Below are 11,224 nucleotides of genomic sequence, written 5' to 3' on the forward strand. Positions count from 1 at the left end.
GCGCGAGGAGACCGGCATCGAGGCCCGCTCCGAGGACGTCCGCCTCGCCGACGCCCTCAGCTCGCCCGACGGACACCTCCTGCTGTTCGGCCTGCTCCCCGAACGCCCCGCCGGCACCCTGCCGCCCCCCCCCCCCCCCGCCGCAACCCCCGCCCCCTAGCCGCCGGTTCGGGACGGTCACCGGCCCCACGTCGCCCCTGCGACGTGGGGCTTTGTGCTGCCCGCGGTCGCCCGGACCACGAACGTCCTGTGAACGCTGTGCGGCGGACCACCGATTCACAGCCTTCGGAGCGCACGATTGGTCTTGACCAAGGGGGAGCACCGTCCTAAGGTCGGCACGTTAAGACAGGAACCTTTAATAAATAACGTCGCGGAATAGCCGCCGGGCGATTGCGGAGGACAGGGTGGGGACCACGCAGCTGGAAACGGTGCAGGAGCCGAAGTACTGGCACCTGAAGACCGTGCTCGGTGAGGCACTCGACTCGGACTTCTCGGTGGGGGAGATCCTCCCCAACGAGCGCGAGCTGGCCGCCCGGTTCGGCGTCGCCCGGGCGACGCTCCGCCAGGCCCTGGAACAGCTCGAACTCGAAGGCCGGCTCCAGCGCCGCCGCGGCGTCGGGACCACCGTCGCCCCGCCGCGCGTCGGGGTGGCCGTCTCCACCGCCCGCCACGACTGGAGCGAGGGCGGCACCGGCGAGGCATGGCAGCCGGTCGACTGTGAGAGCGCTCCCGCGCCCGCCGCCGTCGCCGCCACGCTCAACGTGGGCGCCGAGGAGCCGCTGCACGTCGTGCGCCGCATCCGCACCGGCCACGGCCAGGTGGTCGCCGCCGAGCTGCTCTACGTGCCGGCCGCGTCGGTGCCCGAGCTGTCCGCCATAGACGCCCCGTCCGGCGCCGCCCGCGCCCGCAGCGTCGTCCGCGAACTGCACCGGCTCACGCTGGAGGGCCAGGACCGGTCCGTGGAACTGGGCTCCGCCCGCGCCGACGACGCCAAGGAGCTGGACCGGCTGCCCGGCGCGCCCGTGCTCGTGGTCACCACTCGCTACCTCGCCGCCGGCGGCACCGCGGCCGTCTCCGTCGCCACCTACCGGGCCGACACCTGCCGGCTCACCTTCGGCGACGCGGGCGACCTGGAGATCAGCCACCCGGCCCAGGAACGCCAGGCCTCCTGACCCGGGGGCCGGGGCGGGCGCACCGCCCGCAGGACCCGGCCCGCACCCCACGGCCCGTCGCGCTCAGCGGCGGGCCGTCACCGTTCCCTCGATGGCGAACAGCTCCTCCTCGACGTGGTCCAGGGCGAGCCGCAGCGCCCCGGTCGCCACCGCGGCCTCCCCGAGGAGCGACAGGGCCACCCTGGGCGGCCGCAGGCAGTACCGGGCCAGTTCGCCGCGCAGCGGGTCCAGTACGCCGTCCAGACCGGCCGCCCAGCCCCCCACCACCACCAGCTCCGGGTCGAGCGCCAGCACCAGCGCCGCCACGTCGTGCACCAGGCGCTGGATGAACCGCTCCACCGCGGCCTGCGCCAGCTCGTCGCCGTGCCGGGCCTTCGCGAAGACGGCGGCCACCGCGTGCTCGTCCAGCGGGTCCAGCGGGATGTCCGTCGTCGAGAGCAGGTGCTCCGGCGTCACGTCGCGGCCGAGCAGGTGCAGCGCGCCGATCTCCCCGGCCGCGCCGCCGAACCCCCGGTGCAGTCGGCCGCCGATCAGCGAACCCGCTCCCGGGCTCAGGCCGGCCAGCACGAACACCACGTCGTCGGACTCGATGGCCGCGCCCTTCCAGTGCTCGGCGACGGCGGCGGCGTTCGCGTCGTTCTCCACGAGGACCGGGCAGCGGAAGGAACGGCTCAGGCGCTCGCCCAGCGGCAGGCCCGTCCAGCCCGGCAGCGCCGTGCCCAGCCGCACCGTCCCGTCGGCCTCCACGATCCCCGGGCTGCCCACGCCCACGGCGCGCAGGCTGCTGCGGACCACGCCCGTACGGCGCAGCACGTCGGCGACCACGGCCCGCACCCGCTCCAGGCGGTCGTCGGCGTCGGCGGTCTCCGACACCTCGCGGGAGCCGGCGCCGATGATCCGGCCGTCCAGACCCGACAGCAGCGCGGACACGCGGTGCGGCCCGATCTCGATGCCCAGCAGGTACCCGGCCTCGGCCCGGAACCGGAAACGGCGGGCGGGACGGCCCTGCCGGCGGGCTTCGGCCCCGTCCGGGGCGGACTCGACGACCAGGCCCGCCTCGAAGAGCCCTTCCATGACGCCCTCGACGGTCGGCCGGGACAGGCCCGTGAGCCGCGCCAGATCCGTCAGCGTCGAGGAGGACGCGCCCCGGAGGGCGTGCAGTACCACCGCGGAATTGATCCGCCGCAGCAGCGACGGGTCGCCACCGGTCAGCCGCCCCACGGTGTGTCCTCCCAGCTAGTGCGCATGTCAGGCGGATGGTACTCGCTGGCCAGGGGGACGGCGACCGCAGGTTGCGAACCTGTATCCAAAGGTCTCGACCGGTCGTTACCGGCCCTCGCGGCGCCGGAACCACCTGCCGGGAGCATCTGCCCGAGCGGGTCCGGCAGTTGGTGCGGGACGGGCGGGGGCGCGGGGCCAACTGGCGAGCGTACGCCGGGAACGAGACGGCTGAAATCGTCTCAAAGTGCGGAGCGGGCCCCCGATTGTCAGTGGGGGACGGTTTACTGACGGCATGACCACCGCACATCACCTCCGCCTGATCGACGGGATGCGCGCCCGTGCGTTCCCCGTGGAACGGGTCCGGACCGGTTCAGGGGTCAGCGGTCCCGGCTACCACGCGGCGTACCTCCACCCCGAGGACGCCGGGTACGGGCTCGGCGGGGACGACGACGAGGCGGACCGGCTGGAGCGCCGCGCCCAGTGTGTCGCGGACCACGAGGCGCTGGTGACGCTGCTCGGCAGCCGCTGGGGCGAGCCGCAGCTGGTGAGTCTGTTCAGCGCCCGGGAGCGGATGGTGTCCGGCGAGGAGCTGCCCGAGCCCTGGGCGGACGTCGTCGCGGGCTGCGAGTACCTGCGCCTCTGGCAGGTCGAGGAGCGCTGGATAGCCCTGGCGCTCTGCCTGGAGGAGGGCGGCTCCGGCTGCGAGCTGAGCGTCGTCGTGACGGAGACGGACCCGCCCTGAGGACGGGCCCGGAGGCCGGGACTACGCGTCCTCGTCCGCCACGGCGGCGCGCAGCCGGCCGTACTCCTCGGCCATCGTCCGCGTGGTCCAGTGGGCGTTGAGGCCGCTGGGGTTGGGCAGCGCCCAGACCCTGGCCCCGCCGATCGTCCGCTCCTGGGGGCCGATGCGGGCCTTGCGGTCGCCGAACGCCGTGCGGTACGCGGTGACGCCGACGACGGCCAGCCAGCGCGGGCGAAGCCGCTCCACCTTGGCGGTCAGGATGCGTCCGCCCTCCCGGAACTCCTCGGCGGACAGCTCGTCGGCCCGCGCGGTCGCCCGGGCGACGACGTTGGTGATGCCCAGTCCGTGGTCGAGCAGTTCCGCCTGTTCGGCGGGGAGCAGCCGGCGAGGGGTGAAGCCCGACAGATGGAGCACGGGCCAGAACCGGTTGCCGGGGAACGCGAAGTGGTGCCCCGTGGCGGCCGTGGTGAGGCTCGGGTTGATGCCGCAGAACAGCACGCGCAGGCCGCCCGCGACCACGTCGGGTACGACGCGGTCGCGGGCGGCCCGGAGCTCCTCGGGTGTCATCCGCGCGCGGGGGTGGCCGGGGCCGTCAGAGGATGGAGCCCGGCGTGTAACCGGCGGCCTCGGGGTGCTGCTCGGTGATCTTCTCGATGCGGGCGACCAGCGCGCCGACCTGGTCGCCGGCGGCGCCGGTGAAGGACAGCTTGTCGGCCATCAGCTCGTCGAGCTGGGCGCGGTCCAGCGGGATGCGCGCGTCGGCGGCGAGCTTGTCCAGCAGCTCGTTGCGCTCCGTGCCCTGCTCGCGCATGGCCAGGGCGGAGGCGACGGCGTTCTCCTTGATGGCCTCGTGGGCGACCTCGCGGCCGACGCCCGCGCGGACCGCGCCCATCAGGACCTTGGTCGTGGCGAGGAACGGGAGGTAGCGGTCCAGCTCGCGGGCCACCACGGCCGGGAACGCGCCGAACTCGTCCAGCACGGTCAGGAACGTCTCGACGAGCCCGTCGAACGCGAAGAACGCGTCCGGCAGGGCCACCCGGCGGACCACCGAGCAGGAGACGTCGCCCTCGTTCCACTGGTCGCCCGCCAGCTCGCCGGTCATCGACGCGTAACCGCGCAGGATGACCATCAGGCCGTTGACGCGCTCGCAGGAGCGGGTGTTCATCTTGTGCGGCATCGCGGAGGAGCCGACCTGGCCCGGCTTGAAGCCCTCGGTCACCAGCTCGTGCCCGGCCATCAGCCGGATCGTCTTCGCCACCGAGGAGGGCGCCGCCGCCAGCTGGACCAGCGCCGTCACCACGTCGTAGTCGAGCGAGCGGGGGTAGACCTGGCCGACCGAGGTGAAGGCGTGCGCGAAGCCGAGGTGGGCGGCGATCCGCTGTTCCAGCTCGGCGAGCTTCCCGGCGTCCCCGCCGAGCAGGTCGAGCATGTCCTGCGCGGTGCCGACGGGGCCCTTGATGCCGCGCAGCGGGTAGCGGCCCAGCAGGTCCTCCAGGCGGCCGTACGCCACCAGCAGCTCGTCGGCCGCGGTCGCGAACCGCTTGCCGAGGGTGGTGGCCTGGGCCGCGACGTTGTGGGAGCGGCCGGCGACGACCAGCTCGCGGTACTCGGCGGCCAGCTTGCCCAGGCGGGCCAGGACGGCCACGGTCCGGTCGCGCATCAGCTCCAGGGAGAGCCGGATCTGCAGCTGCTCGACGTTCTCCGTGAGGTCGCGCGAGGTCATGCCCTTGTGGACGTGCTCGTGGCCGGCGAGGGCGTTGAACTCCTCGATCCGGGCCTTCACGTCGTGCCGGGTGACCTTCTCGCGCTCGGCGATCGAGGCCAGGTCGACCTGGTCGAGGACGCGCTCGTAGTCGGCGAGAGCGGCGTCGGGCACCTCGATCCCGAGGTCCTTCTGGGCGCGCAGCACCGCCAGCCACAGCCGGCGTTCCAGCTTCACCTTCTGCTCGGGGGACCAGAGGACGGCCAGCTCCGTGGAGGCGTAGCGGCCGGCCAGGACATTGGGGATGCGAGGCTTCGCAGACACAGCAGTCACGTGTCCTGATTCTACTGGCGGTTTGTGCAGCTCAGCGCACCGGTCCGGTTTGTGGGTTGCTACGAACGCGGCCGGTCGGTCGTTTCCCGCCCGTCGTTCTCCACCCGCCGCCACGCGGCGACCGGGGCCTCACCGCCGCCCTCCTGCGGGGTCACCCAGAAGGCCCGGCCCAGCTCGGCGTTGAACTGCGCCCCAGCCCGCCCGTCGCCCGAGGAGCGCCCCGTCAGGCGCCTGCCGATCCAGGGGAGCAGATGCTGCCGGGCGAACCGTACGTCGGCCACGCGCCGGGTCGCCCAGCCCGGCGGCACGGCGGCGGGCAGCGGGGCCCGCCAGTCGCTCTCCGGCGGCAGCCCCAGCGCCTGCCACACCGCCTCGGCCACCCGGCGGTGCCCCTCGGCGGTCAGGTGCAGCCGGTCCACGTCCCACAGGCGCGGGTCGCCCAGCACCGGGGCGCCGTACAGGTCGACGACCACCGCGTCGTGCCGGGCGGCCAGCTCGTCGATCAGCGCGAACAGCTCCTCCATGCGCGGCCGGAAGCGCTCCATCACCGGGCCGTTGCGGCCGGGGCTGCGCATGAGCACCAGCCGCCGGCACGACGGGGCCAGCCGCTCCGCGGCCTCCTCCAGCCGGGCGCGCACCATGCCCATGTCGCACTTGGGGCGCAGGGCGTCGTTGAGCCCGCCCACCAGCGTCACCACATCGGCCCGCATCGCCGCCGCCGCGTCCACCTGTTCGTCCACGATCTGGCCGATGAGCTTGCCGCGCACGGCGAGATTGGCGTACCGGAAGCCGGGCGTGCGGGCGGCGAGCCGGGAGGCGAGCACATCGGCCCAGCCCCGGTACGAGCCGTCGGGCAGCAGGTCCGACATGCCCTCGGTGAACGAGTCGCCGACCGCGACGAGACTGGTGTAGGAGGCATTGATGTCCATGGCGCTGCGATCGTATCGCGGTGCCGGACGCCCCCGCCGGACGAGCGCCGGCTCCGGGACGGGGCCCGGAGCCGGCCGCGGTCAGCGGCTCTGCGGACGCCCCACCAGCTCCCGCAGGACGTCCTCCATCGTGACCATGCCCGCCAGCCGGCCGTCCTCGTCGAGCACCGCCGCCAGGTGCGTACGGCTGCGCCGCAGCGCGGTGAGCACGTCGTCCAGCGGGGTCGCCGCCCTGACGCGGGCGATCGGCCGCATCGCGGTCACCGGGAACGGCATGTCGCGCGGGGTCACGTCCAGGGCGTCCTTCACATGGAGGTAGCCGAGGATGCGCTGCTCGGCGTCCATCACCGGGAAGCGCGAGAAGCCCGTCTCGTACGACAGCCGCTCCAGCTCCTCCGGCGTCGCGCCGACCCGGATGTACATCACCCGGTCCACCGGCAGCACCACGTCCCGCACGGGCCGCCGGCCCAGCTCCAGCGCGTGGTGCAGCCGCTCGGCCGCCCGGTCGTCGACCAGCCCGGCGTCCCCGGCGTCCTTCACCAGACGGGCCAGCTCGTCGTCCGAGAACGTCGCCGCCACCTCGTCCTTCGTCTCCACCCGCAACAGCTTCAGCAGCCCGTTGGCGAAGGCGTTGATCGCGAAGATCACCGGGCGCAGCGCCCTGGCCAGCGTCACCAGCGGCGGACCGAGCAGCAGCGCGGAGCGCACCGGCTCGGCGAGCGCGATGTTCTTCGGGACCATCTCGCCCAGCAGCATGTGCAGGTAGGTGGCGACGGTCAGCGCGATCACGAACGAGATCGGGTGGACCAGGCCGTGCGGCACGCCCACCGCGTCGAAGACGGGCTCCAGCAGATGCGCGATGGCCGGTTCGGCGACGATGCCGAGGACCAGGGTGCACAGCGTGATGCCCAGCTGCGCCGCCGCGAGCAGCGCCGAGACGTGCTCCAGGCCCCAGATGACGCTGCGCGCCCGCCGGTTGCCCTGCTCGGCCTGGGGTTCGATCTGGCTGCGGCGCACCGAGATCAGGGCGAACTCGGCACCGACGAAGAAGGCGTTCACCACCAGCGTCAGCAGACCGATGAAGAGCTGTACGGCGGTCATCGCTCGTCCTCCGACGGCTGGTGGGAACCGGTCATCGGCGCGTGCAGCAGGGCGCGGGCGGCGCGGCGCCCGGAGGCGTCCACCACGTCGATCCGCCAGCCCGCCAGCTCGATGGTGTCGCCCACGGCCGGGATGCGGCCGACCTCCGTGGCGACCAGGCCCGCGAGGGTCTCGTAGGGGCCGTCCGGCACGCGCAGCCCGATCGTCTCCAGCTGGTCCGTGCGGGCGGCGCCGTCCGCCGACCACAGGACGCGTCCGTCGGCGTCCTCCCCGGCCGGCGCGAGGTCCGGCGTCTCGTGCGGGTCGTGCTCGTCGCGGACCTCGCCGACGACCTCCTCGACGATGTCCTCCAGCGTCACGACGCCCGCCGTGCCGCCGTACTCGTCGATGACGACGGCCATGGCGAGCTTGCCGGACAGCCGGTCCAGCAGCCGGTCCACGGTCAGCGTCTCGGGGACGAGCACCGGTTCGCGCAGCATCTCGGAGACCCGCTTGCGGGGCCGCTCCTCGGCCGGGATCGCCAGCACGTCCTTGATGTGGGCGACGCCCACCACGGTGTCGAGGCTGCCCCGGTAGACGGGGAAGCGGGAGAGACCCGTGGCCCGGGTGGCGTTGGCGACGTCCTCGGCGGTCGCGCTCACCTCCAGCGCGGTGACCTGGACGCGCGGGGTCATCACGTTCTCCGCGGTCAGCTCCGGCAGATTGAGGGTGCGGACGAACAGCTCCGCGGTGTCCGCCTCCAGCGCGCCCGCCCGGGCGGAGTGCCGGGCGAGCGCGACCAGCTCCTGCGGGCTGCGGGCGGAGGCCAGCTCCTCGGCCGGTTCGAGGCCGAAGCGGCGCACGATGTGGTTGGCGGTGTTGTTGAGGTGGCTGATGAAGGGCCGGAAGACGGCCGTGAAGATCCGCTGCGGGGTGGCGACCGCCTTGGCGACGGCCAGCGGCGAGGAGATGGCCCAGTTCTTCGGGACCAACTCGCCGACGACCATCAGGAACACCGTGGACAGGGCCGTACCGATGACGAGCGCCACGGACGAGGCCACGCCCGGCGACAGCCCGACGGCCTCCACCGGTCCGCGGATGAGCTTGGCGATGGACGGCTCGGAGAGCATGCCGACCACCAGGTTGGTGACGGTGATGCCGAGCTGCGCCCCGGAGAGCTGGAAGGTGAGCCCGCGCACGGCCTTCATCGCGCTCGCCGCGCCGCGCTCGCCCTGCTCGACGGCCTTCTCCAGCTGTCCGCGCTCGACGGTGGTCAGCGAGAACTCCGCCGCGACGAAGGCGCCGCAGGCGAGGGAGAGCAGTACCGCAACGAGCAGCAGAAGCACTTCGGTCATCGGTTCACCTCCGTCCCATGATCGGGCAGGGACTGGCGGACCGCGCGATGTCGGCGGCTTCGGCTACTGGGAGGCTCGCCCATGGGCGGACGCTCACACCTTTCGTCGGAACGGGTGGGAATGTTGAAACCTCATAGTAAAGGATCGGCAAAGTGACGTGCTGCTGCGGTCACTCCGTCCCCGTTCCCTCCCGGAGCGGCTTCACCCACCGCCGCCACGCGTCCTGCCGCTGATACCCGGCCGCCCGCCAGGCGTGGTGCGCGCGCTCGTTCCGCTCCAGGACCATGGCGTCCGCCCGCCGCCCGCCCACCTCGGCGAAGTGCCGCTCCGCCGCCTCCAGCAGCGCGGTCGCGATGCCCCGGCGGCGGTGGTCCGGGTGCACGGCCAGCCGGTACAGGGAACACCGCCAGCCGTCGAACCCGGCGATCACCGTCCCGACCAGCGCGCCGTCCCGCTCCGCGAGCAGCAGCGCCCCGGCGTCGCGCGCGATCAGCCGGGCCACCCCGGCACGGTCGTCGCTCACGCTCGTGCCCTCGGCGGCCGTACGCCAGAACCGCAGGACGGCGTCGATGTCGGGCAGGGCGGCGGGGCGTACGTCGAGATCACTCATGGCCGGAGCCAACCAGAGAACCGCGCCCCCGGGCGAGCCGGTTTCCCGGACCGCCGGGCGGAACCGCGGGGCACGCGGACGGCCGCCGGCCGGGGCGCGCGGACGGTTCAGCGCAGCCGTACGGGCAGGGCCTCGACGCCGTACACGATCGACAGCTTGCGGAACGCCAGGTCGTGCGGCGGGACCGCCAGCCGCATCTGCGGGAAGCGCGCGACCAGGGCCGGGAAGGCGGCGCGCAGCTCCATCCGGGCCAGCTCCGCGCCGATGCAGCGATGGATGCCGTACCCGAAGGCCAGGTGCCCGGCCGGGGTGGCCCGGTCCACGTCGAAGCGCCCGTCGTCCGTGACGTACGCCGGGTCGCGGTTGGCGCCGCTCAGCGAGCACAGCACCATGTCCCCGCGCGGGATCGTCACCCCGGCTATCTCGATGTCCTCGCGGGCGAACCGGGGGAAGGCGAGCTGCACGGCCGACACATAGCGCAGCACCTCCTCCACGAAGGGCCCCGCGAGCCCCCCGTCCGTACGCAGCCGCGCCGCCACCTCCGGATCGCGCAGCAGCACCAGCGCGCCGAGCGCGATGGTGCTGGCGGTCGTCTCGAACCCGCCGGTCAGCACCCCGTCGGCCAGGCCCGCCAGTTCCTCGTCGTCCACGCTGTCGCCGTGCTCCCGCACGATCATGCCGAGCAGCCCGTCGCCGGGGTCGCGGCGCTGCGCCCGCACGACGCCCCGGAAGTAGTCCAGCGAGGCCGACATCGCGCCGAACGGCGCGGTCGTCCCGGCGAACAGGTCGAAGCGGTCCATGGCCAGCTTCTGGAAGTCGTCGCGGTCCTCGTAGGGCACCCCGAGCAGTTCGCAGATCGTCAGCGACGGCACGGGCAGCGCGAAGGAGTGCACCAGGTCCACCTGCCCCGGCGCGGCGGCCATCGCGTCGAGCCGCTCCGCGACGATGGCGTCGATCCTGGGCGCCAGCCGCCGCAGCCGGCGCATGGTGAACTCCGGGGTCAGGATGCGGCGCAGCCGGGTGTGGACCGGGGGATCGCTGAACCCCAGCCCGCCGGGGCTGTGTTCGGCGACTATGCCCGCGTTGCCCGCCAGATGCGCGAAGTCGGTGCTGAACCCCTCGGCGCGGCCGAGGACCGCCTTCGCCTCCTCGTACCCCGTCACCACCCAGGCGTCCATGCCGAACGGCAGCGGCACCCGCCGCACCGGCGCGCTCGCCCGGACGTCCGCGAGCCGCCGCACCGGGTCGAGCCCGTCCCTGCGCAACGGCATCAGCAGCTGTTCGGGCAGCAGCCTCATGGTGGAGGAACCGAGTCCGTGCTTCTGGATGCGCGCCAGGTAGCCGCGTCCGAGCCGGGCAGTGATACGGGAACGGAACGTGGTCGCACTCAATGTCACTCCATGAGTCGTCGCGGGATCTGGTCGGGGCGGCGCGGCGGGGCGCCGGACGTGGCCGACTCGGATCACTTCGGCTACCTGAGCTGGAATTATGACCACGTGTTCGACCGAGGGGATGCGGGGGTGCCGAAATTTTCGGCACCGGCCCGCGACGAGCGCCCCGAACGGGCCGGTCCGGACGACCCTACGGCCGGCGGCCGCCCAGCGGCTCCGCCAGCCAGTCCGCCGCCCGCTCCCGGAACTCCCCGGGGGCGAGCGCGCCGGCCCCCTGCGGGACCACCCCCAGCAGCGGCGCGCCCGCCGCCACCGGAAGGTCCGTCACATTGCAGCGCTCCGCCAGATCCGGGTCGGCCGGCATACAGCCGATGACCACGCCCGGGCAGCTCAGCCCGCGCGCCCGCAGCGCCTCCGCCGTCAGGGCCGTGGAGTTGAGCGTGCCGAGCCCGGCCGGGGCGACCACCAGCACCGGCGCCGCCAGCAGCCGGGCCGCGTCCGCGAGGGTCGCGCCCTCGTCGTCGAACCGGACGAGCAGCCCGCCCGCGCCCTCCACCAGGACCAGATCGTGCTCGGCGGCCAGCTTCTCCGCCGCCTCCGCGATCTCGTACGGGCGCACCGGCCGCATCCCGGCGCGCCTGGCCGCCGTCGCGGGCGCCAGCGGTTCGGGGAACCGGGCCAGTTCGACC

11 protein-coding genes and 1 pseudogene are annotated in these 11,224 nt (G+C 73.7%); 3 read left to right on the plus strand and 9 right to left on the minus strand.

The window, feature by feature from the left end; all coding sequences use genetic code 11:
• Positions 1-127 (plus strand): annotated as a pseudogene (locus tag MHW47_RS24605) (NUDIX hydrolase); the annotation flags it as partial.
• 277 nt (positions 128-404) lie between these two features.
• A complete protein-coding gene (locus tag MHW47_RS24610; protein WP_239225960.1) occupies positions 405-1,172 on the plus strand; it encodes a GntR family transcriptional regulator in 768 nt (255 codons plus the stop codon).
• Positions 1,173-1,235: 63 nt separating this feature from the next.
• Here MHW47_RS24610 and MHW47_RS24615 read toward each other — a convergent pair whose 3' ends face one another.
• The gene (locus MHW47_RS24615) at positions 1,236-2,393 is read right to left on the minus strand and encodes an ROK family protein (RefSeq protein ID WP_239225961.1); all 1,158 of its coding nucleotides are present in this window, start codon (positions 2,391-2,393) and stop codon (positions 1,236-1,238) included.
• A 292-nt stretch (positions 2,394-2,685) separates the two neighbouring features.
• On the opposite strand from MHW47_RS24615, the gene MHW47_RS24620 reads away from it, so the two are divergent.
• Complete coding sequence (locus MHW47_RS24620; RefSeq protein WP_239225962.1) at positions 2,686-3,135, plus strand: hypothetical protein; 450 nt, start codon at positions 2,686-2,688, stop codon at positions 3,133-3,135.
• Between the two features lie 21 nt (positions 3,136-3,156).
• On the opposite strand, the gene mug is transcribed toward MHW47_RS24620, so the two are convergent.
• From mug to bioD, 8 genes are all read right to left on the minus strand, one after another.
• A complete protein-coding gene (gene mug, locus MHW47_RS24625) occupies positions 3,157-3,702 on the minus strand; it encodes a G/U mismatch-specific DNA glycosylase (protein ID WP_239225963.1) in 546 nt (181 codons plus the stop codon).
• 25 nt (positions 3,703-3,727) lie between these two features.
• Positions 3,728-5,170 carry an adenylosuccinate lyase gene (gene purB / locus MHW47_RS24630; protein ID WP_239225964.1) on the minus strand — a complete coding sequence of 481 codons (1,443 nt, stop codon included), beginning with the start codon at positions 5,168-5,170 and terminating at the stop codon, positions 3,728-3,730.
• A gap of 59 nt (positions 5,171-5,229) precedes the next feature.
• Positions 5,230-6,099, minus strand: a complete 870-nt coding sequence (locus MHW47_RS24635) for an SGNH/GDSL hydrolase family protein (RefSeq protein WP_239225965.1) — start codon at positions 6,097-6,099, stop codon at positions 5,230-5,232.
• A gap of 81 nt (positions 6,100-6,180) precedes the next feature.
• A complete protein-coding gene (locus MHW47_RS24640) occupies positions 6,181-7,200 on the minus strand; it encodes a hemolysin family protein (RefSeq protein ID WP_239225966.1) in 1,020 nt (339 codons plus the stop codon).
• Complete coding sequence (locus MHW47_RS24645; protein ID WP_239225967.1) at positions 7,197-8,534, minus strand: hemolysin family protein; 1,338 nt, start codon at positions 8,532-8,534, stop codon at positions 7,197-7,199. The genes MHW47_RS24640 and MHW47_RS24645 overlap by 4 nt, the downstream gene beginning before the upstream one ends.
• A gap of 169 nt (positions 8,535-8,703) precedes the next feature.
• Positions 8,704-9,144: a GNAT family N-acetyltransferase gene (locus MHW47_RS24650; RefSeq protein ID WP_239225968.1), complete on the minus strand. Its 441-nt coding sequence runs from the start codon at positions 9,142-9,144 to the stop codon at positions 8,704-8,706.
• 107 nt (positions 9,145-9,251) lie between these two features.
• Complete coding sequence (locus MHW47_RS24655) at positions 9,252-10,535, minus strand: cytochrome P450 (RefSeq protein WP_239225969.1); 1,284 nt, start codon at positions 10,533-10,535, stop codon at positions 9,252-9,254.
• Between the two features lie 190 nt (positions 10,536-10,725).
• Positions 10,726-11,224, minus strand: a 499-nt coding sequence (gene bioD, locus MHW47_RS24660; protein ID WP_239225970.1) for an ATP-dependent dethiobiotin synthetase BioD, incomplete at its 5' end; no start/stop codon positions are given.

It is taken from the genome of Streptomyces sp. OfavH-34-F, assembly GCF_022347745.1.
GTDB lineage: Bacteria > Actinomycetota > Actinomycetes > Streptomycetales > Streptomycetaceae > Streptomyces.